Source organism: Pusillimonas sp. ANT_WB101 (assembly GCF_008369125.1).
Taxonomy (GTDB): domain Bacteria; phylum Pseudomonadota; class Gammaproteobacteria; order Burkholderiales; family Burkholderiaceae_B; genus Allopusillimonas.
On the sequence record NZ_VOAY01000004.1, the window covers coordinates 295,630 to 320,331 of the forward strand.

Annotated in this window: 22 protein-coding genes and 1 tRNA gene; 9 read left to right on the plus strand and 14 right to left on the minus strand. The window is 56.2% G+C overall.

What is annotated here, in order from left to right:
- The first annotated feature begins 37 nt into the window (after positions 1-37).
- Together FQ179_RS17505 and FQ179_RS17510 are read left to right on the plus strand one after the other, a co-directional pair.
- A complete protein-coding gene (locus FQ179_RS17505; protein WP_149398604.1) occupies positions 38-1,624 on the plus strand; it encodes a TerC family protein in 1,587 nt (528 codons plus the stop codon).
- 64 nt (positions 1,625-1,688) lie between these two features.
- A tRNA-Pro gene (locus FQ179_RS17510) sits at positions 1,689-1,765 on the plus strand.
- Positions 1,766-2,076: 311 nt separating this feature from the next.
- On the opposite strand, the gene FQ179_RS17515 is transcribed toward FQ179_RS17510, so the two are convergent.
- The 13 genes from FQ179_RS17515 to FQ179_RS22375 all read right to left on the minus strand — a co-directional run bounded on the left by FQ179_RS17515 (position 2,077) and on the right by FQ179_RS22375 (position 16,273).
- Positions 2,077-2,493: a type II toxin-antitoxin system HicB family antitoxin gene (locus FQ179_RS17515; protein WP_149398605.1), complete on the minus strand. Its 417-nt coding sequence runs from the start codon at positions 2,491-2,493 to the stop codon at positions 2,077-2,079.
- Between the two features lie 311 nt (positions 2,494-2,804).
- The gene (locus FQ179_RS17525) at positions 2,805-3,584 is read right to left on the minus strand and encodes a helix-turn-helix domain-containing protein (RefSeq protein ID WP_149398607.1); all 780 of its coding nucleotides are present in this window, start codon (positions 3,582-3,584) and stop codon (positions 2,805-2,807) included.
- 259 nt (positions 3,585-3,843) lie between these two features.
- The gene (gene acs, locus FQ179_RS17530; RefSeq protein ID WP_149398608.1) at positions 3,844-5,823 is read right to left on the minus strand and encodes an acetate--CoA ligase; all 1,980 of its coding nucleotides are present in this window, start codon (positions 5,821-5,823) and stop codon (positions 3,844-3,846) included.
- A 31-nt stretch (positions 5,824-5,854) separates the two neighbouring features.
- On the minus strand, positions 5,855-6,559 hold the full coding sequence (locus tag FQ179_RS17535) for an ABC transporter ATP-binding protein (RefSeq protein WP_149398609.1): 705 nt from the start codon (positions 6,557-6,559) through the stop codon (positions 5,855-5,857).
- Positions 6,556-8,478, minus strand: coding sequence for an ATP-binding cassette domain-containing protein (locus FQ179_RS17540; protein WP_149398610.1), 1,923 nt, complete (start codon positions 8,476-8,478; stop codon positions 6,556-6,558). Before FQ179_RS17540 ends, FQ179_RS17535 begins: the two co-directional genes overlap by 4 nt.
- Entirely contained in the window at positions 8,475-9,350 is an 876-nt protein-coding gene (locus tag FQ179_RS17545; protein WP_149398611.1) for a branched-chain amino acid ABC transporter permease, read from the minus strand. Before FQ179_RS17545 ends, FQ179_RS17540 begins: the two co-directional genes overlap by 4 nt.
- 52 nt (positions 9,351-9,402) lie before the next feature.
- Positions 9,403-10,776, minus strand: a complete 1,374-nt coding sequence (locus tag FQ179_RS17550; RefSeq protein ID WP_255475047.1) for a substrate-binding protein — start codon at positions 10,774-10,776, stop codon at positions 9,403-9,405.
- Positions 10,777-11,301: 525 nt separating this feature from the next.
- Positions 11,302-12,165, minus strand: a complete 864-nt coding sequence (locus FQ179_RS17555) for a PCC domain-containing protein (protein ID WP_149398612.1) — start codon at positions 12,163-12,165, stop codon at positions 11,302-11,304.
- Positions 12,158-12,319, minus strand: a complete 162-nt coding sequence (locus tag FQ179_RS22370; RefSeq protein WP_188074645.1) for a hypothetical protein — start codon at positions 12,317-12,319, stop codon at positions 12,158-12,160. The genes FQ179_RS17555 and FQ179_RS22370 overlap by 8 nt, the downstream gene beginning before the upstream one ends.
- 133 nt (positions 12,320-12,452) lie before the next feature.
- Positions 12,453-14,093, minus strand: coding sequence for an acyl-CoA synthetase (locus FQ179_RS17560; RefSeq protein WP_188074646.1), 1,641 nt, complete (start codon positions 14,091-14,093; stop codon positions 12,453-12,455).
- A gap of 92 nt (positions 14,094-14,185) precedes the next feature.
- Complete coding sequence (locus FQ179_RS17565; RefSeq protein ID WP_149398613.1) at positions 14,186-14,752, minus strand: DUF924 family protein; 567 nt, start codon at positions 14,750-14,752, stop codon at positions 14,186-14,188.
- Positions 14,753-14,863: 111 nt separating this feature from the next.
- Complete coding sequence (locus tag FQ179_RS17570; RefSeq protein ID WP_370459892.1) at positions 14,864-15,892, minus strand: 5'-methylthioadenosine/adenosylhomocysteine nucleosidase; 1,029 nt, start codon at positions 15,890-15,892, stop codon at positions 14,864-14,866.
- A gap of 243 nt (positions 15,893-16,135) precedes the next feature.
- Complete coding sequence (locus FQ179_RS22375) at positions 16,136-16,273, minus strand: hypothetical protein (RefSeq protein ID WP_188074647.1); 138 nt, start codon at positions 16,271-16,273, stop codon at positions 16,136-16,138.
- 26 nt (positions 16,274-16,299) lie between these two features.
- On the opposite strand from FQ179_RS22375, the gene FQ179_RS17575 reads away from it, so the two are divergent.
- The 3 genes from FQ179_RS17575 to FQ179_RS22805 all read left to right on the plus strand — a co-directional run bounded on the left by FQ179_RS17575 (position 16,300) and on the right by FQ179_RS22805 (position 18,586).
- On the plus strand, positions 16,300-16,761 hold the full coding sequence (locus FQ179_RS17575; RefSeq protein ID WP_149398614.1) for an AMP-binding protein: 462 nt from the start codon (positions 16,300-16,302) through the stop codon (positions 16,759-16,761).
- 110 nt (positions 16,762-16,871) lie between these two features.
- Positions 16,872-17,273, plus strand: coding sequence for a DoxX family protein (locus FQ179_RS17580; RefSeq protein WP_149398615.1), 402 nt, complete (start codon positions 16,872-16,874; stop codon positions 17,271-17,273).
- Positions 17,274-17,446: 173 nt separating this feature from the next.
- On the plus strand, positions 17,447-18,586 hold the full coding sequence (locus FQ179_RS22805) for a patatin-like phospholipase family protein (RefSeq protein ID WP_255475048.1): 1,140 nt from the start codon (positions 17,447-17,449) through the stop codon (positions 18,584-18,586).
- A 118-nt stretch (positions 18,587-18,704) separates the two neighbouring features.
- Here the strand turns inward: FQ179_RS22805 and FQ179_RS17595 are convergent, their stop codons facing one another.
- On the minus strand, positions 18,705-19,595 hold the full coding sequence (locus FQ179_RS17595) for a LysR family transcriptional regulator (protein ID WP_149398616.1): 891 nt from the start codon (positions 19,593-19,595) through the stop codon (positions 18,705-18,707).
- 92 nt (positions 19,596-19,687) lie between these two features.
- Here FQ179_RS17595 and FQ179_RS17600 point away from each other — a divergent pair, with 92 nt between their 5' ends.
- From FQ179_RS17600 to FQ179_RS17615, 4 genes are read left to right on the plus strand one after another with little or no spacing between them, the layout of a single operon-like run.
- Positions 19,688-21,316, plus strand: a complete 1,629-nt coding sequence (locus tag FQ179_RS17600; protein ID WP_149398617.1) for a gamma-glutamyltransferase family protein — start codon at positions 19,688-19,690, stop codon at positions 21,314-21,316.
- A gap of 26 nt (positions 21,317-21,342) precedes the next feature.
- A complete protein-coding gene (locus tag FQ179_RS17605; protein WP_149398618.1) occupies positions 21,343-22,851 on the plus strand; it encodes an ABC transporter substrate-binding protein in 1,509 nt (502 codons plus the stop codon).
- A gap of 23 nt (positions 22,852-22,874) precedes the next feature.
- Positions 22,875-23,819 carry an ABC transporter permease gene (locus FQ179_RS17610; RefSeq protein WP_149398619.1) on the plus strand — a complete coding sequence of 315 codons (945 nt, stop codon included), beginning with the start codon at positions 22,875-22,877 and terminating at the stop codon, positions 23,817-23,819.
- A complete protein-coding gene (locus FQ179_RS17615) occupies positions 23,816-24,694 on the plus strand; it encodes an ABC transporter permease (RefSeq protein ID WP_149398620.1) in 879 nt (292 codons plus the stop codon). The genes FQ179_RS17610 and FQ179_RS17615 overlap by 4 nt, the downstream gene beginning before the upstream one ends.
- Positions 24,695-24,702 lie beyond the last annotated feature (8 nt).

The following is a 24,702-nucleotide window of genomic DNA, read 5'->3' on the forward strand; positions in this document are numbered from 1 at the left end:
CCTCCCAGATGCTGGCCCGCCAGCAACGAGAATACTAATGGAATTGCTTTTAGACCCGGCCGCTTGGGTCGGTTTAATCACGCTTGTTGTCCTGGAAATTGTCCTGGGCATCGACAACCTTATTTTTATTGCGATTCTGGCAGACAAACTGCCACCCGCGCAGCGAGACCGCGCCCGGGTCATCGGCCTGAGCCTGGCGCTTATCATGCGACTGGCGTTGCTTTCGGGCATTTCCTGGCTGTTCAAGCTTACTGCACCACTCATTACACTGGGGCCGCTCGCGCTTTCCGGTCGTGATCTTATATTGATTATCGGCGGGTTCTTCCTGGTCATGAAGGCAACCATGGAAATGCACGAACGGGTCGAGGGCGTGTCCCATGACCAGTCGGGTTCGCGCATGTATGCCTCGTTTTGGGTTGTTGTCACCCAAATCGTCGTGTTAGATGCGGTGTTTTCGCTAGACGCCGTCATTACCGCCGTCGGTATGGTCGACCATCTGGCCATCATGATGGCGGCGGTCATTATCGCCATCGGCATTATGCTGGTTGCGTCCAAACCTCTGACACGCTTTGTCAACGCCCACCCTACGGTCGTCATACTGTGCCTGGGCTTTTTGCTCATGATAGGTTTTGCCCTGGTGGCCGAAGGCTTTGGGTTCAAAGTGCCTAAGGGCTACCTGTATGCCGCCATCGGCTTCTCTGTGGCGATCGAAACCCTTAACCAGATAGCACGTCGCAACATGCGCCACCTCGAAACCCTGCGCCCCATGCGTGAGCGCACGGCCGAAGGTATTTTGCGCATGCTGGGCAAGCGCCCCATCAACGACGAAGAAGCGACTTCGGGCGAGGCCCTGCTGGCTGCCGATGGCCCGTTTGGCAGAGAAGAGCGCAATATGGTCAGCGGTGTGCTCAAGCTGGCCGACCGAAACGTGCACTCTATTATGACGCCGCGTACCGATATCAGCTGGATTGACCTTAACGACTCGCCTGAAGACATTCGCCGCGAAGTCAGCGAAACACCGCACGGGTTTTTCCCAGTGTGCCGGGGCTCACTCGACGAAATGGTTGGTATTGGCCGTGCCAAGGACATCATTGCCGACATTTTGATTCATGGGCACTTGCGCGAAACTTCGTTGCGGCCTCCCATCCATGTGCATGAAACCGTGCGCATTCTCGATCTTATGGAAATCTTGAAGTCAGCCCGGGGCCAGTTGGTGCTGGTGATCGACGAGTTTGGAGCTGTCGAAGGGCTGGTTACGCCCATCGATATTTTTGAGGCAATTGCGGGCGACTTTCCTGACGAAGACGAAACCCCTGACATCATTGTCGACAAAGAGTATCGCTGGATTGTCGACGGTGCCACCGACATGCATCATTTTGAGCAGACCTTGCAGGTTGAGGGGCTGTTGCTCGACACCGATAACGACGACTACAGCACGGTGGCGGGCTACTTGCTGCAGCGCTTCGGCCGCTTACCCGAAGAGCACGAAACCATTACACTGTCGACAGCCCGCGGTGAGTTTCGCTTCGAAGTACTGGAGCGCGAGGGTCGCCGCATAGCAAAAGTGCTGGTCGAGCGTTACGCCGACAGTGAGGGGCAACAAAAAGAAATGCATGTTGCTTAAAGATATTGCGTGGCCTGCCACACACAGGTAGATTTTTTGTGTTATATTGTTTGGCTTGTTCAGTCGGGGCGTAGCGCAGCCTGGTAGCGCATCTGGTTTGGGACCAGAGGGTCGAAGGTTCGAATCCTTTCGCCCCGACCATAGTATTTACGGCCTTGCGGGTTTTCTCGCAAGGCCGCTTCTTTTTGCACGGTCACTTTGCAATGGCTTGCATGCCAGCCAGCGCAATCAGGGCATGCAAACCCATGATGTATAAGCCTGCCTGTGGCTTTGGCGAGTCTATAACTTCTGACTGCCAAGAGCAAATGGTGCAGTAGCCCGTGTGTGGCGCAACAGGACACCACACCCCATCGCAATTGAACAGTGGCGTCATGGTTTGTTATCTAGTGCTATTAGCGCCGTAAGATGGCCCCCCTGAACACTTCAGTTCTGGACGCCTGCGCACCCCCCACCTACTTAAGTGCGATTTGCAGTTCGCGCCCAAGGCTGGCCAATGCTGCGTCTATGGTATCGATTTTGGTGGCATGGCCAAGATTAACGATACGATTTACGTCTTGGGGCCGTGTGCCCAGTCGGCGGGCGAGCTCTGCAGGCGTAATCCCCTGCCTGAGCATTTCATTAAGCAATAAAACCTTTGCCCAAACGCTTGCCGGCAACTGAATGAGTGTTTCTCCATTTTTAGCGGGTGAAGGGGGTGGCACTGAACGTCGATCTTCGAAGTAGAAGTCCATGGCAGTACGCAGTGCATCTGTGGCCATTGACGTTGCATCGGCCAGGGTGTCGCCACAGGTTAATGCTTCTGGAATGTCACGAAAGGAAACCGTAAAGCCTTCACCATCCGATTGTATATGTGCTGGATATTGAGCCATAAAATTTATGCGATCAAGCGGTGCGTAGCCGAAGCCCTGGCAGGCCCTGTTTATTTCAAACCCAGCTGTTTAATAATAAGCTTTCTGAGCGGCTCCCGTATCTCTTTGCCTGGGTGCCTTGGGAGGGTGGTTTGCCTTCCGCTGAAGTATGCTTTCGTGTGGTTGGTACCCTCAATGCAAGTTACCCCTTGAGACGCGAGCCACCGTTTGAACTCGCTCTGCTTCACCGCGCCATGCTAATTGATTAAACACCTCTAAAATATAAACAAAATTGTTTAATATGACAAGCGCTTAAGAACAATGACAGCGGCCTATTCCTTCAAAAATTCACTGGGCGTCGTGCCCAGGTTGCGTCGAAACATGGCGGTAAACGCGCTTTGCGTCTGATAGCCCAGGTCAAGTGCAATATTGAGTATAGGTCGGCCTTGATTTAGCCACTCTAGTGCCGCCAGTAGTTTTGCGTGCTCGCGCCATTTAAGAAATGACATGCCCAGCTCGTGCTGAAACAGGCGATGCAGTGTGCGTGGGTCATAGCCAAGCTCCCGCCCCCAATCTTTCAGGCTTTTGGTGTCATCAAGATGCTCTTGAATGTAGGTGCAGATACTTGCAAGCCTGTAATCGCGCGGCGATGGCAGGTGCAGGCGCGCACCCGGCACTTCATTGATTTCTTCAAGCAATAGATCAAGCAACAACCCTATGCGCCGACCGGGCTGCTCGTCATTAGCCGCCATGGTGACGGCCGCCACGATCTCGCGCAGCAGGGGTGTGCCCGGCAGCAGACAACTACGCGCGGGCAGACGGTGCGCTACCTCTGCATTGACGAAAACTGAACGCAGCTGCACCTTACCCATCATGCGTACGCGATAGCGCACATGAGGGGCCAGCCATAACGCACGTGTAGGTGCGACAACCCAGTTGCCGTCGGCGCTCGAGACCACCATGGCGCCGCTCTGGGCAAACTTGATCTGCCCCAACGAGTAGGCATGCTCCGTCAAAATCGTGGAGTCGGCAAAATCGCGATTTAAACCGCGCACCAGCAGCGGGGTGTGCACCTCAACACCGCTGCATGCCTGAGCCTGAGCTTGATGCATGTTGTCTACTTATCCCCCTCTAACCAAATGCCTTTATTTACATCTTGATCAAGACGACAAACAACAACCCGCAATACACCTGCATGATCATTCTAGAGAGACCCCAGCCTAACGCCATGCAGGAAAACCCCTTGTTTGTGTGCATGTTCGGCTTATACCCGTGTGGTGCATGGGGACATCAATGCCGTAGAAGGGTGTAGCCTACGCATTTTTGGAAAGGGGGCCGGCGCCATTCACGTTGTGCCGGCCCCGCTGCTAGTTAGTACACGCCAGTAAACTGTTTGAGCACGTCTGGGTTTTCAAGTGTCGACACGTCTTGCAAGACCTCCTTGCCTTCGGCTACGACACGCAAGAGTCGACGCATAATCTTGCCCGAACGCGTCTTGGGCAGATTATTTCCAAAGCGGATGTCACGTGGTTTGGCAATGACACCAACCTCACGGGCCACCCAATCGCGCAGTTGGCCGGCAATGTCTTCGGCTTCCTTACCTTCGGGTACCGGCCGCTTCAGCATGACAAACGCCACAATGGCTTCACCGGTGGTTGCATCGGGGCGGCCCACCACGGCAGCTTCTGCGACCAGCTCGTGGGAAACCAATGCCGATTCGATTTCGGTACCTCCCAGCCGGTGCCCTGAGACACTGAGCACGTCGTCAGTGCGACCCATGATCCAGTAATAGCCATCTTTATCTCGCTGCGCATTGTCGCCCGCCAGATAAGCACCTTTCAGCTCGGGCGGAAAATAGCCCGAGGTGAACCGGTCCGGGTCGCCCCAAACCGTACGAATCATGGCTGGCCATGGCCGGTTAATGACGAGCAAGCCGCCACGCCCTTCGGGCACCTCATTGCCCGCCTCGTCCACCACGCTGGTTGAAATACCCGGCAAGGGAAGCGTGCATGACCCGGGTTTGAGCGGTGTAGCCCCTGGCAGTGGTGTCAGAATGTGCCCGCCCGTTTCGGTCTGCCACCAGGTATCGACAACCGGACAACGCCCGCCACCCACGTTGTTGTAGTACCAGACCCAGGCCTCGGGGTTAATGGGCTCGCCCACTGAACCCAGCAGACGCAGGCTGCTCAAGTCATAGCGTTCGGGATGCGTTTCGGGGTGGGCTTGCGAGGCCTTGATCAGCGACCGAATGGCCGTCGGTGCGGTGTAAAAGATCGTGACCTTGTGTCTTTCTATCATTTGCCAGAAGCGACCGGCATCGGGGTAGGTAGGTATGCCCTCAAATACAACCTGCGTCAGGCCCGCTGCCATCGTGCCATAAACAATGTAAGAATGGCCTGTAACCCAGCCCACGTCGGCCGTGCACCAGAACACATCATCTGGCTTGGCATCAAACACCCATTTGCTCGTTACCGATGCCCACAGCAAAAACCCGGCAGAGGCATGCTGTACGCCTTTGGGCTTGCCGGTAGAGCCGGAGGTATAAAGAATGAACAGCGGGTGTTCGGCTTCGACGGCAACCGGATCGCAGGTATCGGGCTGCCCTTCTTCAATATCGTGCAACCAGACATCGCGTGCTTCGTCCCACGCGACGTCAGTGCCCGCGCGCCTGTACACCACTACCTTTTTGACCACCTCACTGCCCGCGCCCGTCAGTGCCTCATCGACGGCTGCTTTCAGCGGTATGACCCGGCCCCCACGCATCTGTGCATCAGCCGTGATCACCAGGCTGGCACCCACATCAACAATACGCTGATGCAAGCTTTTGGCAGAGAACCCGCCAAACACGACGGAGTGCGTCAACCCCAGACGTGCGCAGGCCTGCATGGTGGCGATTACTTCAATCGACATGGGCATATAAATTATTGCCCGGTCACCCTTACCAAAACCCATCGCCTTGATGCCGTTGGCAATACGGCATACGCGGGCAAGCAGCTCACGGAACGTAACGCGTTGCACCGCGCCGTCATCGGCCTCAAAGATAAGCGCTGTCTTGTCGGCGTTGCCGTTTTTCAGATGTACATCAAGACAGTTTTCGGAAACATTCAACTCGCCGTCTTCAAACCAGGTGTAGAACGGTGCGTTGGACTCGTCGAGCACCTTGCTGAACGGTTTGTGCCAGGTAAGGTGCTCACGAGCGAGCTTGCTCCAGAATGCATCGGGATCTTGCTCAGCCTCCGCGCACAACGCTTTATAGGCACTCATGCCCGAAATATGGGCTTTCGAAACCGTTTCTGCAGAAGGCATAAAAACCCTGCTTTCAACGAGAATGGAATCAATCGTAGACGACATGACAAACACTCCTGCTTAAACAATAAATGGCTTACGCGGCCGCTCCCAGATACCGATTCATAATCTCGGGCCTTTGCTGCAGCTCCGCTGAGGTTCCGCCAAACACGATATGCCCTGTATTCAACAGATAGCAACGGTCAGCCATGTTGAGCGCGGCCGTCACGTTCTGCTCTACCACGACAATGGTTCGCCCCTGCTTTGCCAGGTCTTGGCACACGTTCATGAGATCACGCACAATTAAAGGGGCAAGCCCCTCAAAGGGTTCATCGAGCAAAATCAACTGGGCATCCCGTATCATGGCCCGCGCGATGGCGACCATTTGCTGCTCGCCCCCCGACAAGGCCTTGCCCTTGTTGTTGCGGCGCTCGTCCAGGCGCGGAAACGTGCGGTAGATTTCGCTAAAGCTTAGCGGCTTCTTTGCCGTCATGGCCGCAAGCTGCAGGTTTTCATGCACCGTAATACCGCCAAACACACGGCGCTCTTCAGGCACCAGCTGCAGACCAAGCCGAGCAATTTGATGGGCCGGCATGCGGTCTATGGGGACACCACCAAAAACAATAGAGCCCGACTTTGGCGACAGCGCACCGGCAATGGTTTTAAGCAATGTAGACTTGCCTGCACCATTGCGACCGAGCAGCGCCACGACTTCATTTTCTCTTACCTCAAGCGACACATCGAAGAGTATGTGTGAATCACCGTAAAAGGTATTGATGCGATCAACGTCGAGCAGACTCATGATTCTTCCACGCCTCCAAGATATGCCTCTTGCACTGCCTTATTGGCCTTGATTTCGGCCGGCGTGCCTTCAGCCAGGTAATTGCCGTCATAGAGCACGGTAATGCGGTCGGCAAGTTCGAACATGGCATCCATATCGTGCTCCACGATCAGCAGCGTGCGTCCTTTGCGTATGCTCTTTAACAGTGCCACTGCATGCACCCGCTCCTCCGGGCTCATGCCGGCAAGCGGTTCGTCGAGCAGCAGCACGTTGGCGCCGGTAGCCAGCGCCAGCCCGATTTCGACACGACGCTTTTCGCCGTATGACAGCTCATGCACAGGCGTATCTGCTTTATCGGTCAGTTCTACCAATGCCAGCGCTGCCTCCACCTGATCGTTGTACAGGCCCTTGCCATGCACGCTGGACAGCGCATCAAACCGGAAGGAGCCACGTGACAGCCCCAGCACCGACATCAAGATGTTCTGACGTACAGTCAAGGCGTCAAACAACTCATTGACCTGATAGCTTTTGCTCATGCCGAGCTGACACACTTGCGTGACGCCAATGCCGGTAATCTTCTGACCGCGTAGCAGCACCTCACCTGAAGTCGGCTCGATCTCACCGGCCAGCATACGGAAAAACGTAGACTTACCTGCACCGTTGGGGCCAATAAGGCCACGCAGCTCACCTTCCTGCACAGAGATTGACGCGTCCTTTACGGCCTTGAGCCCACCATAATGTTTGGCGATGTTTTTGGCTTCAAGGACCGGAATTCCCGGGGTTAGCGCCACAGCAGGCCGCATTGCCAATTGCAGATTACGGCCTTGATGTGCCGCCGACAGCCCTGCAGGGCTGTCGGCAAGCGACATACGACGCGTCAGACGTTTCTGCCGCCAGGCGGCAAACTCACCGCACAGACCACGACCAAACAAGGTAACCAGCAGAACGAAAATAACACCAAGAATCAGTCGCCAGTATGGGCCGACGGCATCCACAAACTGCAGCACCTCAAACAGGTACAGCCAGATCATGGCGCCTACCAGAGGCCCCAGCAGCGTTCCTGCACCACCCATTACGGTCTGAATGACCAGCTCGGCTGAGGTATGCAGATTAAATGCATCAGGCGGCATATAGCCCTGAAACAGCCCCAGCAAGCCACCGGCCACGCCGCCATAGGCTGCCGCCACCACAAATACCGCCAGCTTGTAGCGCTGTATTTTGTGGCCAACAGCCATGGCACGAGTGGGGTTACCCTTGATTGCCGTAAGAATGACGCCAAACGGCGAAAGCGAAATCCGGCGGGCCAAAACAAAACCAAGAAAGAACACAACAGCCAGAAAGACGTACATCGGCCAGCCTGGCCCGATGGTATAGCTCCAGAAACCCAGGTCAAGCACGGGCTCAGGTATGCCCGGTATACCGTTTTCGCCACCCGTCCATTCACGCAAGGGGCCAAACTCAAGAAAATAAATCATCTCGGCGAAGGCCAGCGTACTCATCGCAAAGTAAATGCCACTGCGTCGCAGGGTAAGGTAGCCAATAAAGACTGCCAGCACCGATGAGATCAGCATCGCCACCACCAGTGCAAGCAGCATGTTGGAGATAATGCCCGTAGTCAGCAAGTAAGCGGTTACAAAGCTTCCAGTGCCATAAAACGCGGCCTGACCAAACGACAGCAGGCCTGCATAGCCGAAAAGCAGGTCAAAGCCCAGGCCAAACAGCCCCCATATCAGCACACGCCCAAGCAGATCAGGCCCCGCCCCGATGAGCGGCGCAAGAAAAGGTGCCACGCAAAGCACCATGGCCGTAAACATCTCCAGTGCGTAACGCGCCCGCAACCCTCCGGCACCGTAGGCACGACCAGAAGGGGTGGTTTCGGCTGGGGTGCCCGCAGCCCCCGCACCACGATCTATAGCGACAGAATTATCAGTCTGGCTCATGCCCTGCCCTCCACACCAAGCAACCCTTGCGGCCGCAAAATAAGAATGACGGCCATTGCCGCAAACAGCATGACATCGGAATAAACCGGATTGAACAGCGAGGTCAGGCTGAGTATTTGACCGGCAATCAGCCCGCCTAGAATCGCACCCGGGAACGACCCGACGCCACCCAGCACCACCACGACAAAGGACTGAATCAGCACGCGAAAGCCCATGTCGGGCACGATAGATACAATGGGCCCGTAAATGACCCCAGCAAAACCAGCGGCGGCGGCACCTACGCCAAAGACGACGAGAAAGGCCCGCTGGATATTAATGCCCAACAGACGCGTCATAAGGGCATCTTCAATACCAGAACGTATGATGAGCCCGAGTCGCGTGCGATACAGAACCAGCCAGCACAGACCAAGCGCGGCGGCGGCAATACCGAGAATCTGTATGCGGTACAGGGGGTACACCACAAACCCCATGTCAACCACGCCTTCTCCCCAGGTTGGAACGGGCACCCGCTGCCCAACACCACCGAAAATGGCGCGTATGATTTCCACGATCACAATACTGACGCCGAAGGTAACCAGTATCTGATCCTCCACCGGCCTGTGATAAAACCGCTTGATCAGTCCGCGCTCCATAATGAGCCCAACTAACATCGCGGCGACTGCACCACCGGCAATACTCAGCAAAAATGAGCCACTTGCCGTAAAAACAGAAAACCCCGCATAGGCGCCCACCACGAACAAGGCACCATGGGCGAAGTTGATAACGCCCAGTGTGCCGTAAATAATGGTGAGCCCTGCAGCGATGAGGGCGAGCAGCACCCCCAGCGCGAGGCCGTTAAAAATCTGGGACATAAAAAGGCCAAGGCTAGGCATGCCAGTCTCCCTCGTTGTTTATCGGTTGATTACGCTTGATGGCACCCAGGCCCTACGCGGCCGAGGACATCTTGCATCCTGCATAGCCCACCGGTGGCAATGTATCTACGCCATTTGCGACGGCCACCACATCAACCAGATCATCAGGGTTTTTTATCTCATCAGGCTTTTTGCCGCGTACGACGACGAAGTCAGCCGCGCCGTCGTGGTCTTCGGCTCGAAAGTACACCTCGCCACCCATGGTGTGAGGGCGTTTGTTGTTGACACCATCCTCCAGGGCCTCAACCACTGCCGCCGGGTAAAACGTGCCGGCGCGCTCGATGGCATCGGCCCATAACAGCATGGTCATATAGGCGTTATGCTCAGGATCACGTGGTTTGGCGTTGAACTTGGCCTCATAGGCTTCGACAAAATCCTTGCCTACCTCGTTCTTCTGCGACTCGCTCCACCAGAAGTCCATGGTGCCCAGTACCCCCTGCATAATCTCGGGGCCCACTTCTTCCAGCATATAGGCGGGCATGTAAGGCACGCACATCTTCATGTTCTTGAGTACGCCAAACTGGTGCGCCTGCTTGGCCGAGTTAACGGCGTCAGCGCCGTAATCCAGGTTAATCAGAATATCTGCGCCGCTGTTGGCGATGTTGAGCATATAAGCGCTGTAATCAGTCGCGCCCAGCGGGTGGATTTGCGCCGAATCAATCGTGGTCCAGCCCTGAGCCTCTGTAAACTCACGCATGTGGTCATGAATCGAATGCCCATAGTTGTAGTCAGGCACCAGATAAATCACCTTCATCTCTTTGCCGTACTCTTTGGACAGCACAGGCGCAATGGCTTTTGCAGCCGTGTAGGCATGATGGCAAAGTCGAAAACCATAGCGACGGCAGTCTTTGCCCGTGGTGTCGCTTGAGCCGCTGATAATCGGAAAATAAAGCGTCTTGGCACGCTCGCAGGTGTTTTGCAGGGCAATGGCTACCGAACTGCTTACGCTGCCCGCAATCATCATGGCTTTATCTTGCCGGATAAAGCGCGTGGCAGCCTGCACGGCACTATTGGGTTTGGTTTCGGCGTCACCAATAGCCAGCACCAACTTTTTGCCCAATATTCCCTGTTTGGTCAATGGCGACACTTTTTTTACACGCTCATCGCCGTTGTTAATCATTTCAGCGGCAAGTTCAAACCCACGTTTCTGGCCCGCGCCCTCAGCAGAATAAGGCCCTGTCAGGTCCAGCGTAAGGCCGGCCACGACCTTGTCGCCCGACACGCCGTCGGGGTAGTTGCCCAGCTTGGGATACTCTTTGCCCTGCGCAAACGCCGCACCTCCTGACGCGACAGGCAACAGCAAGCCGCCCGCCACCAGTGATCCCGTTTTGAGAAAATCACGGCGCTGTGTCGCGCCCTGTTCGTTCTTGATATGCTTCTTTCCCACGGCCAGTCTCCTTTGATAATGACGTGACGTTGAAACGTCCTCGTTTTCTTGCGCCCAAGCTACGCCCTTCCTGTAAAGGAATGGCCTGCCAGTTACTGCAAGTTTTGCTTTGCAGATGCATTGTCTGCAAAGCTGTTGTCTCGGTTTTTTTATTTCTACTTTTAAATAGGGCCGTTGACTGCCTGTTTGTTTCTTATGGCCCACACTTGAACACAAGGCTATCACAGGGAAATCGCAAGTTCTGCGCCGAAGCAGACACTATCTACGCAGAAGCCGACATGATATGCACGATATGTAAGAAAGTGACACGATTTATGCCGCCATACTGCAGGCATAGGCGGCCAAAGTCGCATCCATAGATGGCAACGATCAGGCATGTTGGGCGCGGGCGTCACGGTCTGCCGTATCACGACAATGGCTCGCAACGGCTTTGCCCGGCGCTGGCACACGCTCATGAGACCAGGCACCATTAAAGGTACAAGCCCTTCAAAGGGTGCACCGAAAAAAAATGGGTTTTAAAGACGTTTAAACGACGGGTTCCAGCACCAGCTCAAATGTCACGAGCACCGCATTTTTCTCCCGCTGCAAGCGGCCCGACGACAGCTGGCCGGTGTAATCGACCATACTAATGTCCAGGGTGGCAACGGGCTCACCATCGCTGTCAGGCTCTACAACGCCATGGCGAATAAACACTTCTGTGATGTGCGGTTCGACAACACGCCCGTCGTCAAAACACGCACCCACCAGGCTGCCGACCCCACCGCGCAGCACCGCCTTGTTAATACCACGCGTGCGACAGGCCTGTTCCAGCGCAGTACACACGTCTATATTGGGTGCCACGCGTAAGGCATAGCCGTTAACACCCGGTGCCGTCTGGTTTTGCCCCTGCAGCACTCTGGGCTGAAAAAGCGAAAAATTGGTTTCTGCGTCAGGCGCGACTACAAACCCCATGCCATGCATAAGCCATGCGGACGCCTGTATGGGCTGGCTAATCATCACGTCACCAGGCAGCAAATGCCCCCCACCTGGCCTGCCGTGCGCGTCACGCCAATCGGCATGACAGTGCAAGAACGGAAGGTTTTCACGCAAGCCATACGTGACGCAGGCATCGAGCAACTGCACCTCCCCCTGTGCATCGAAGCGTTCGCTAAAATACACCGCATGCTCAGGCGTGCGCGACTCAGCCGGCATGACATAAGAAAATGGCTGAAATGCACCGCCCTGCAACGCAAGCACTGCACTTTGTGCGCCGTGAGCCAAGACAACGTCTGAAATGGCATCAAGCAGGCTGGCACCTGGCGCCAGCGTAAATTCCAGATGCTGGATATGGCCGCCAACACATTGCAGCCGGTCAGTGGCTACAGGGCCAGGGTGGGTAATGTTACGCATGATGCAGACTCGATGAAGACTTAGGCGCCGTAACAATCGGGGCCTGAATAATCAGCCCGTGCGATATGCGCGTCATCAGTAACTCACCCCTCAGTTCATCGATGTTGCCAGATCGCGTAAGGACCCAGCCAACAATAACCGCGTGTTTCATCATGATGAACAACTCCTCTGGCTGAAAATCAGACCCTTTGGGCCTTTATCGTTTTTGATTCAGCCACGGCCCTTATGCCTATCGCTGAGTTGCTCCAGACACCGCGAGAGTCTGCACACTACTGCACGCGGCAATGCTAAGACTGCTTGCGCCACTGTTCGATAAGCAGCCGCAAATCGCGGCGCACCACTTTGCCGGTGGTTGTCATGGGCAGCTCATCGACAAAATACACTTCACGCGGGTACTCATGGGCCGCGAGCCGGATTTTGACGTGGTCCTGAATGGCGCGTGCCAGATCGGCGTCAGGCTGAACGTCATCGTGCACAACGACTACCGCCACAACCACCTCGGTACGCGCCGCGTCAGGCGCGCCAACCACCGCCACCATCTTGACGGCAGGATGCTGCAGTATGCAATCTTCAATTTCGCCCGGCCCTATGCGATAACCTGCCGAGGTAATTACATCATCGTTACGCCCCACAAAGTGCACGTAGCCGTCTTCGTCCTGAAAGCCAGTGTCACCGGTTACCAGCCAGTCATCAATAAACTTTTCTTGTGTGCCTTTCTCGTTGTTCCAATACCCCAGAAACATGACGGGATCAGGTCGCTGTATGGCGATATGGCCAATCTGGCCCGCCGCCTGTACCTTGCCCTGATCATCGATGATCGCCAGCTGATGGCCAGGCACCGGTCTGCCAATGGCACCGGGGCGCACCGGCATAATGTCGGCACATGCCGACACCGTCATATTGCATTCGGTCTGGCCGTAAAACTCATTAATGGTCAGCCCAAATGTGCGCTTGCCCCAGTCTAGCAATTCGGCCCCGAGCGTTTCGCCGCCACTGGCGACCGAGCGCAAGCGATATGACCAGCGATGCTGCGGATCAGACACCGCACGCATCATCTTTAGCGCAGTGGGCGGCAAAAAGGTATTGCGCACCTGGTAATCTTGCATAAGCTGAAAGGCCGCCTCCGGCGTGAACTTCTGAAAGCGGTGCGCCACCACTGAAACACCATGATGCCAGGCGGGCAGCAGCACATCAAACAGGCCGCCTATCCAGGCCCAATCTGCCGGCGTCCACATGCGATCGCCTTCTTGCGGAAACAGATTGTGGGAGATTTCAACGCCCGGCAAATGCCCCAGCAAGACACGGTGCGCATGCAGCGCCCCCTTGGGCTGCCCCGTGGTCCCTGAGGTATAAATAATGACGGCAGGGTCGTCTGCAAGCGTGTCAACCGGCGTCAGGTCGGTAGTGTGTTGCGCCAGCGATTTATGCAGGTCTATCGTGCCGTCGCTGGCTCCGTCTATGGTAAACACGGCCTGCAACGCCGGAAGACTATCGCGTATTGCGGCCAGTTTGGCCGCGCCTTCTGCATTGGTGATAACAATGCGGGCCCCACTATCGCCAAGGCGAAACTGCAAGGCCTCGGCGCCAAACAATGTGAACAGCGGGATGGAAACGCAACCAATTTTGTAGGCAGCAATATGCGCGAATGCTGTCTCCGGCGACTGTGGCAACAAAACGCCTATACGGTCGCCCGTCTGCACCCCCTGCGCCAGCAAAAGATTGCCTAGCCGGTTGGAGGCCTCATGCATTTCACCAAAGCTGTACTCACGCGCCTTGCCGGCCTGATCCACGAACACCAATGCCAGACGCCCGAAATCACGTTCAGCCCATTTACCGCACGCATCAACGCCGATGTTGTAACGCGCTGGAATTTGCCAGCGAAAGCGTTCACAGGCATCTTCATAGCTTGTCAGGGACGGGGGCAGCATCAGGTCTCCTTGTAATCATTCTGGGTGTTTTCCTGAGTATATTACGCTGCCCACATACACTTTAGTATGGCCGACTGACCCGAAAACGCTGCCTATCCCGAAAACCCACCCTCGTCCAGAAATTGCTTTTCTTCTTTTGTGGTCGAACGCCCAAGGCAGGCGTTGCGATGCGGAAACCGTCCAAAACGGGCGATGATGTCATGATGGATGTTTGCCCATTTCAATCCATCAGGTGCCAGCTCGCGGTAAATCTTCAGCGCGTAATCTTGATCAGCAAGCAGTTCTGAATGGACAAACGGCGTGCACACGAAAAGACGCAATTCAGGTGCGATATGGGCAGCATGCCCTTGGTCTATCATAATTTGTGCATAATGCCGCGCCAGCGGGTCAGTGGCAAACATATGCGCCGTGCCCCGAAACACATTGCGCGGAAACTGATCCAGCAAAATCAGCAGCGCCAGACAGGCTTCAGGGTTTGTTGTCCAGGCCTCGAGCTCACGACGAGCGGCGGCAAAATGCAGGTCAATGAATTTGCTGCGAAAGGCGTCATCCAAAGACTTGATTTTTGCAAACCATTTAGTGGGGCCGGCATCGAGCCAAAAGCGCACGACTGACTGCGCCTGAGCAAACGTTTCAGAACTGGGTTCAGGTTTTTTCATAATGAGCTCACATACGTTGATGAGGGGCTGAAAAGCGCGGATTCAAACCTGCAGTTAGTACGAGGCTTGCGTGTCTTGGTACAAAGTACCGCAACAGGGTGTGCACATCAATTAGCGATGCGCCGCCGCGTCAGGTGCGGCTGCCAAGGCATAGGTCGACAAGAAGCGCTGCAAAATTCCTGCTGAATAAAAACTGGCGACCTGTGCCAAAAATGCGCTGAAATTCACCCCGGCGCTGTCATCGGCACGATCTGAAATCGTACGAAATACGGCACACGGAATGCTGTATTCATGGCAAATTTGCGCTACAGCCGCCCCTTCCATCTCAACGCACAATACCTCAGGCAAGGCCTGACGCAATGCGACCACCCCAGCCATGTCATTGACGAAACAATCACCACTGGCAATCGTGCCTACATGCACAGTGGGCTGATCAACACCAAACTGGTGGCGCGTGGCGTCATTAATTTCGTGAGGAAAACTTTCGGCCAGATAACGGGTGGCACACTCAGCCAGCGTAGCCGTCAGCGCCTCGCAGGCGTCAAAATGACTGCGCCCCAGTAACGGCACCTCATAACGTGGAAAAAGAGGGCTGGCGTTAATATCATGCTGCAACAGCTGACGCGCCACGACCACATCGCCCACGCGCACATGGGCAGCCACAGCGCCCGCCAGCCCGGCAAAAATTACACAGCCGGCGTTAAATTCGCGGATCAGCGTAACCGCCGTCGCGGCCGCTGCCACCTTGCCTATGCGAGCAAGAACCAGCACGCACTCACACCCCATTAACGAGCCTTCGTAGTAATCGCGCTGCCCTATTGTGTACACACGTGCACTTGGGCCCATGGCCGCCACCAGTGCGGCCACCTCGTCATGCAAGGCAGCCATAATGCCTATACGGACGGGGATCATGGCGGCGTGAGCTGGTACGCCTGCATCATGCCTGGTTACGTGCGCTGGAGGCACAGCGGCGGCATGGGCCGACACGCCCGCATCAGACATGGTTACGTCTGCTCGAGGCACAGCAGCGGAATGGGCCGATACACTCTCATCAGGCCTGCTCACGCGCTCAGTGGGGGCAGGCTGCCACGGCCCGCCAGCCTCACCGGACAGGTTGTCACCCGATTCACCTATGCTCATTACCGTTATCCAAGACAATTAAAACCAACTGATTTAAGCATACGCTTTACGAAAAAATGAAAACTCGAGGTGTCATTGCCGGGGCGCTGTCATTTTGACGTCTGCGGCACCCTAAAGGCCAACAAGTCACATGCTCCAGGCAGCTCATGCAATGTTTATGGCCTGAGTGGCACAGGGTAACCCTACTCCTGTGTGCACACACAACGCGGTTAAGCGTTTTACTAGCCAAGCGCGTGCAACAGGTCAGCAAAACGCAACATACCCGCCCTCGCGCGCCGAGATTGCACGCCGCGCGACCATGCCCGCCATCATGTATTCAGGGGAAACCCCGACGCGTTGAGTGAGAAAAACCGCGCCGACCTCTCTATACTCGTCGCTCACACCATGACACCTACAGGATTCTGCCAATGCCGTTTACCCTAGACTTTCTGCAAAGCATGGCGCACACACATGGCGAAATGACTGCCGTACAGCAAAATGGCGTAGAAGTTAGCTATGCCGAGCTGGCTACAGCCGTCAACGCCCTGGCTGTCGCCTTGCAAATGCTTGACCCAACTCATCAGTCACGCGTGGGCCTGTGCGCCGGGCTTACGCTCGAGTACCTGGTAAGTGTGCTAGCCATACAAGCCGCCAACAAGATTCCCGTGCTGCTTGACGCCCAGGCGTCATCCAAACAACTGCATGACGTGCTTGACGTTCATCAGCCCACAGCCATTATTGTCGACGAAGAGGGCGATGCAAAAATAAACTGCGATAACGAAATTAAAATACGCATTGCACAGTTTGAGGGTCTGGTGCTTACCTATCACGCACACACACCTGTACCACCTGAAGACACCAGCGGTCGCTACCCTATACTCAAACTCTAGCAGCCTGTGTATGGGCCGAGGCTCACTCTATAATGCGCTTCTGACGAAGCCACGCCTTATCCGGCCCATTTGCTGCATGTCGGCACAACGTGCCGGCTAACGGAGTACACATGTCAACAAGCACCCTCGACGACCTCGGAAAACTGGTTCTACGACTTACCATAGGCATTTTGCTGCTGTTCCACGGCATAGCCAAACTGCGCTACGGTATTAGCGGCATCGAAAGCATGGTGGTGGCGCGCGGCCTGCCCGCCTTCTTTAGCTGGGCGGTTTACATTGGCGAGGTTGTCGCCCCGCTCATGCTGATATTCGGCCTGTACACCCGCGTCGCAGGCATTATCGTCGCAATCAATATGCTGTTTGCCATCGCACTGGCGCATACGGGTCATCTCGGTCAGTTTGGCAATACAGGCGGGTGGCGGCTTGAACTGCAAGGCATGTATCTGTTTGGCGGCTTGGCCATTGCCATGCTGGGGGCCGGGCGTTATGCCATCGGCAACCGCTTCAACTAACGCTGCCCGGCATGATGATGCCACCCTGACGGTCACGGGCACGCTGCGGCCGGGGTTTGCCACAGTGCCCACAACCGGCCGGGCCTGTCACCTGAACAAGCCTGGCGCAGCTGGCTGCAAGAACACACCACCATCCTTCAGCATGTGCAGTGCCACCTGGAGTGCAGCGCATTATGTCTAGAATCCAACGACGCAAACCCCGCCTGGGCCTGGTTCTGGGTAGCGGCTCGGCCCGGGGCTGGGCCCATATCGGGGTTATTCAGACACTGAGACGGGCGGGCATTGAGCCCGATATCGTGTGCGGCACGTCCATAGGCGCCCTGGTGGGAGCCGCCTATGCCGTGGGCGAACTTGATCGCTTCGAAGAATGGGTGCTCAGCCTGGGCATGCGCGACGTCATTTCTTTTATGGACTTTCGGCTTAACGGAGGCATGCTCAAGGGCGGCAAGCTCATGGAGTTTTTCCGCCGCAACTTCATTGATCTGTCGATCCAGGATCTGAAAAAACCTTTTGGGGCTGTTGCCACCGATCTGGAAACCGGCGCTGAGGTTTGGCTCAGGTCTGGATCGGCCATTGATGCCATCAGAGCCTCCATTGCACTGCCGGGCTTATTTGCGCCCGTTTGGCACGAAGACCGTCTGCTGGTTGATGGAGGGCTGGTCAACCCGGTTCCTGTTTCTCTGGCCCGTGCCATGGGTGCAGATATTCTGATTGCCGTAGACCTTAATTCTGATCTGCTCGGACGGCATCTGCAACGAGCCCGCGATCTTGAAGATGATGCTGCGTCAGACGATGCCCACGCCACAGGCGCTGGGCATAACTCCCGTTACAGTTCTGCACCCGATGTCCCGCACGCCTTTAACGCAAGTTCACTCGTCAATGCCAGGCCCGAAGCCGGCCCCCACGCTACTGACGAAACACTAAGCAACCCTGCCAGCACACCTTTGCCGCGCCCCGCTACCGCAGGCGGTGATATAGCCGGCGCGTCAGCCGCCCCTATCGGTTCTGAATGGATGAAAAAGCTGCAGCAAAACCTGACGGCCTTTTTGCCCTCGCCCTCAAACGACGCCACAGAGCAACTGCCTTCAATGCTCGACGTTATGGCCTCCAGCGTCAATATTATGCAGATCCGCATTACACGCAGCCGCATGGCGGGTGACCCGCCCGACGCCGTCATTGCACCGCGTCTGTCACACCTGGGCTTGCTTGACTTTCATCAGGCCCAGGCCGCCATCGAAGAAGGCCACCGTGCGGCCGAGCGCTGCCTGCCCGCCCTGAGAGAACTCGGCTTGGGTACAAGACACAAATCTTGAACAGCGCGATGTGCCGGTTGTGCATACAGCGTGCCATGTGACAGTCCGGCCACGACAGCTAGCCCCATGACTATCAGGGCAATGCGCTGCCCGAAAACAACCAACTGCAGGCTATGCCCTATAAAAACGCCGACGCCAGCAGATGTTTGTAGCGTTCTAGAATTGCGCGCGTAATTTTCTGCTGTCGACTGTCACGAGACTCAATCAGCCCGACATCACGGGTAAGCAAACCGAGCTTGTCGGGCAGCGTCAACGTACGCAGATCGCCCCGCGTACCCCACGCCATGGTATGTAACAACGGGAGCACGGTAACGCCAACCCCATCCTTGACTAGGCCGAGAATCTGTTCAATGGCATTCAGCTCCAGAAAGTCGTCAGGAGTCACGCCAAGTTTTTGCAGCACCCTGTCGATCTGGCGTCCCGTATGCTGCGTGCGGTCAAAGCGCAGAAACGGATAGTTGGCCAGAATTTGCCGGGGATCATCGCCTTTGACGGATGGCCCCACGATGAGTCGCAACGGTTCACGCTGCAACAAAGACCAACGCACGCTGGCCGGGCGCTTGCCCATGCTGACCACGAACGCCGCATCGACATCACCATGCTCCAGCTTTTGGGCCAACTCGCTCGATTTACCTGCCACCAGGCGTATTCCCAGCCCTGGATGCTCGGTTTTCAGTTGAGAAACGATTCTGGCCAGAATGCTCATGCAGGACACAATGGCACCTATGGTCAACTGGCCATGAAACTGCCCGTCGGGCTGGCTGGGCCGTCTGATGTGATCGTACATGTCGATCAGCTTTTTTATTTCGGGTAGCAGCTCTTGCCCGGCAGTATTAAGCAGGGCAAGGCGCCCGCAACGATCGAAGAGCTCGCGATCGAACTCTTGCTCCAGCGCCCGCATCTGCAGGCTCACCGCAGCCTGCGACAACCCGACGTGGTCTGCTGCTTCGGAAAATGAGCCCAGCCGCGCGACGGCGACAAAGGTGCGCATGAAGCGAAGGCTACTCATAAGAAAAACTTGTTAATTGAAATATTAATTCAAATTGATGTAATCAGTTATTGATAGTAGCGTATATGACTCCCGAAATGCAGGCATACGACATGAAAAACTTCAACTGGGCCAACCCCTACCCCTCCGTGCGCACACCGGTTTTTGCGCGCAACGTTGTAGCAACATCCCATCCGCTGGCGGCCCAGGCAGGGCTGCGCATGATGCTCAAGGGCGGCAACGCCATTGACGCCGCAATCGCCGCTGCCGCCACCATTACGCTGGTCGAGCCGGTATCCTGCGGAATCGGCGGCGACTGTTTCGCCATTTTGTGGGACGGGCAAAAGCTGCACGGCCTGAACGCCTCGGGCTGCGCACCGGCCGCCTGGAATGTAGAGTATTTCAAACGCAAATACGGGGTAGGTGCCGACGGGCTGGCCCAGCGCCCCCTGCGCGGCTGGGATACCGTCACCGTGCCCGGTGTAGTTTCAGGCTGGGCTGCGCTGCACGAGCGCTTCGGCAAACTGCCTTTCGACGTCCTCTTTGAACCTGCCATCGAGATCGCACAACGCGGCTTCATCGTTCCGCCCGTGGTGGCGGGAAAATGGGCCAAGGCCGCCGAAGAGCTCAAGGATCAGCCCGGCTTTGCCCAAGCCTTCATGCCCGAAGGGCGTGCACCCCACATCGGCGAAAACTTCCGCTTTCCCGATGTAGTCGATACACTCAAGCGCATCGCGCAAACGCGTGGCCGCGACATGTACGAAGGCGACCTGGCCGAAAAAATGGTTGCGTTCAGCCGCGAAGGTGGCGGCGCACTTACCATGGATGATTTGCGCAACTACCAGCCAGAATGGGTCGACCTGATCTCCAAGGACTATCACGGCTATACCGTGAACCAGATTCCTCCCAATGGCCAGGGCATTGCTGCACTGGTTGCACTCGGCATCGCCGAGCGTTTTGACCTGCGCAATTATCCAATGGGGTCGGTCCAGTCACAGCACATCCAGATCGAGGCCATGAAGCTGGCTTTTGCAGACCTGTACCGTTATGTTTCGGATTCACGCAGCATGACGTTAACGCCCGAGCAAATGCTGGACGACAATTACCTGGACAGCCGCGCCAAACTCATCAGGCTGGACAAGGCCGGCTTCCATGCGGCCGGCCGTCCACCCGCCGGCGGCACCATTTATCTCTCGGCTGCGGACGAAAGCGGCATGATGATTTCTTTTATCCAGTCGAACTACATGGGCTTTGGTTCTGGCGTGGTTGTTCCGGGCACTGGCATCAGTATGCAAAACCGCGGCGTGGGGTTTTCCATGGACCCGGCGTCACCCAATGTGGTCGAAGGCGGAAAGCGCCCCTTCCATACGATTATTCCGGGTTTCCTCAGCAAAGACGGCCAGCCCGTCATGGGCTTTGGCGTGATGGGCGGCGACATGCAGCCGCAGGGGCATATGCAAACCCTGGTGCGCATGATCGACTACGACCAGCAACCCCAGGCGGCGTGTTGCGCTCCCCGCTGGAAAGTAAACCGCGACTTTACGCTCGACATCGAAACCACCATGACACGCGATGTCGTTGACGGCCTGCACGCCCTGGGCCACAAGTTTCACTCTGTAGACGATCCTTACATGGATTTTGGCGCCGGCCAGTTTGTCTGGCGCCTTTCAGCCAGCGACCCGGACGCCGGTTACGTTGCTGCAAGCGATGGCCGCCGGGACGGTCAAGCCGTCGGCTTTTAATTACATAATAAAGAGGGGACAAACCAATGAAACCAACAACCTTGTTGCTCGGCGGCATTATGCTGGGCGCTGCGGCGCTCAGCCATGCCCAAGTGCTTCGTATCGGCATGCAGGATGATCCTGACACCCTGGATCCACACAGATCGCGTACCTATGCGGCGCGCATTGTGTTCACTTCGTTGTGCGACAAGCTGGTCGACACCGATGCCAAACTCAACTTTGTGCCGGCCCTGGCGAAATCCTGGTCCTGGAATGACGACGACACCAAGCTCACACTAAAACTGCGCGACGACGTCGTTTTCCATGACGGCAGCAAATTTGATGCGCAGGCGGCCAAGGCCAACCTGGATCGAGCCAAGACGCTACCCGACAGCCAGCGCAAAAGTGAACTGACCTCGGTCACGCAGGTAGACGCGCCCGACGCCACAACACTTGTGATTACCGTGGCGCAGCCCGATGCCCCCCTGCTCGCCCAGTTATCTGACCGCGCAGGCATGATGCTGTCAGCCAAAACCTTTGCAGACGCAGACAGCGGAACCAGCATAGGGCGCAATCCTGTTTGCTCGGGCCCATACAAATTTGTCGAACGCGTACAGAACGACCGCATTGTTCTGGAAAAATTCGACAACTACTACGATGCAGACAAGTTTTCCTTTAAGCAAGTTGTTTACATGTTTATTCCTGACTCAACCGTGCGTCTTTCTAACCTGCGCTCTGACGGCATCGATATCCTGGAACGCCTGAACCCCACCGACGTGGCTGACGTCAAGCAGGACAAAACCCTGAACTTCCAGTCTGTGGCAGGCCTGGGCTTTCGCCAGCTTATGTTTAACACCAACAATGGTGAGCGTGCCAAGACCAACCCATTGAGCGACAAACGCGTACGCCAGGCGTTCCAGCTAACCATAGACCGCGACGCCATCAGCGAGGTTATTGGCGGTGGTATCTTCCCACCGGCGCAACAGCCGTTCCCGCCTGCCAGCCCTTACCACAGCGACAAGTTTCCGCCTAAAAAGCCTGACATCGCTAAAGCCAAGGCTTTGCTCAAGGAAGCCGGCCAAGAAAACGCCAAGGTCGAGCTGACCTTCGCCAACAACACCATAGAATCGTCCGCCGCACAGATGATCCAGGCCATGGCCGGCCAGGCAGGCTTTCAGGTTAGCCTGCGCCCCACTGAATACGCCGCCATGCTGTCCGAGTCGGCTCAGGGCAAGTTTCAGTTCGATATGCGCGGATGGTCGGGCCGTGTTGATCCTGACGGCAATATCTACTCGTTTGTTACCTGCAAAGGTACGCTGAACGATGGCAAGTATTGCAACCCCAAGGTTGATGAACTGCTGAACAAGGCACGCACCATTTCAGACCAGACCAAACGCAAAGCGGTCTATGATGAGGCGCAGACCATACTGCAAGACGAACTGCCCAGCATGTATCTTTATTACCAGCCCTGGCCATTCGTTACCAGCAGCAAGGTTAAAGGGTTCGTGCCCTATCCCGACGGCATGATCCGCCTGCGAGGCGTGTCGTTCAACTAATCGCTCCATAGCCGGATCTCTGCATGTTCAAGCTTATTTTGCGCCGCATTATTGTTGCGATACCAACCCTGATACTTGTATCGCTCATCATATTCGGGCTGCAAAAAATATTACCTGGAGATCCGGTGCTGGCCATGGCGGGAGAGGAGCGCGACCCCGCCGTGCTCGACTTTCTTCGCGAAAAATACCGGCTTAACGACCCCCTGCCCCAGCAGTATTTTGCCTGGGTCAAAGAGGTCGCCCAAGGCAATCTTGGCGTATCGCTGCGCACAGATATTCCGGTAACCCAGCTCATTGCCAACAAGCTCCCTGTGACGATGCAACTGTCCGTGATGGCCATGTTCTTCGCCATTCTGGTCGGCATCCCGCTTGGCATCATCGCGGCGGTGCGTAAGGGAACAAAAACAGAGTTCGCCGCCAATATTTTTGCGCTGTCAGGCATGTCTATTCCGAACTTCTGGCTAGGCATCGTCATGATCATGATTGTTTCCGTCTGGTTAAGATGGCTGCCGGCATCTGGTTACGTGCCACTGAGTACCGACGTCTGGCTGTCGCTAAAAACCATGCTAATGCCCGCCATTGTGCTGGCCACAGCCATTAGCGCCTACCTGATGCGTCACACACGCTCCGCCATGCTGGAGGCCCTTAGGGCCGACTACGTTCGCACGGCGCGGGCCAAGGGGGCATCCGAGCGTACCGTTGTGTTGCGACATGCCTTGCGCAATGCCCTCATGCCCATTGTCACGCTGGTCACCATATTGTTTGGCGAGCTACTGGCCGGTGCAGTCCTTACAGAACAGATTTTTGGCATCCCTGGCTTTGGCAAACTGCTGGTCGACGCAGTGTTCAACCGCGATTATGCGGTCGTACAAGGCGTGGTGCTGTGCATTGCCGCAGGTTTTATCGTGCTCACACTGGTTGCGGATGTGCTCTACACACTTGTTAACCCCAGGCTGAGGTACGCATGAGCTCGCAAGCCATACAAGGCGCGCCCGCATTGACTGGGCGTCGACGCAACCGGTCCTGGAGCAAGTTCAAGCGCAACCGTTCAGCCATGCTGGGTGCAGCCATTGTGCTGTTCATCATGCTGGTTGCCGTGTTCGCACCCTTGCTGTCTGGCTTTGACCCGGCGCAGGTCAGCTTCACGGCTGTGCGAAAGGCACCCTCGGCCACGCACTGGCTAGGCACTGACGAGCTTGGCCGCGACATCTTCTCACGTCTGCTTTACGGTGCCAGAGCTTCACTGCTGGCCGGCATGTGCTCTGTGATGATCGCCCTCGCCGTGGGTGTTCCACTGGGGCTGCTCGCAGGCTATTTCGGCGGATTGATCGACGGTTGTATTTCGCGGCTGACCGAAGCTCTGCTGTCTATTCCTTTTTTGATTCTGGCCATTGCACTGGCTGCGTTTTTGGGGCCCAGCCTGACTAACGCCATGATTGCCATTGGTATCTCGGCCGCACCACTTTTTATACGTTTGGCGCGCGGTCAGGTGCTGTCGATCAAGAACGAAGACTATGTGCAGAGCACGCGGTCACTGGGCGCCTCGAACACGCGCATTATTGTTCGGCACATTTTGCCCAATGTTATGCCCGCGTTAATCGTACAAGCCACCATCATGATTGCCAGCGCCATCATTGCCGAAGCCAGCCTCTCTTTTCTGGGGCTGGGGCTGCAGCCGCCCAATCCGTCCTGGGGCTCTATGCTGAACACCGCCAAAAACTTTATGACACAGGCCCCCTGGATGTCGATATTTCCAGGAACAGCAATCTTTCTCGCCGTGTTCGGCTTTAACTTGCTAGGCGATGGCCTGCGCGATGCGCTGGACCCGCGACAGGACGATTGATCGTATGC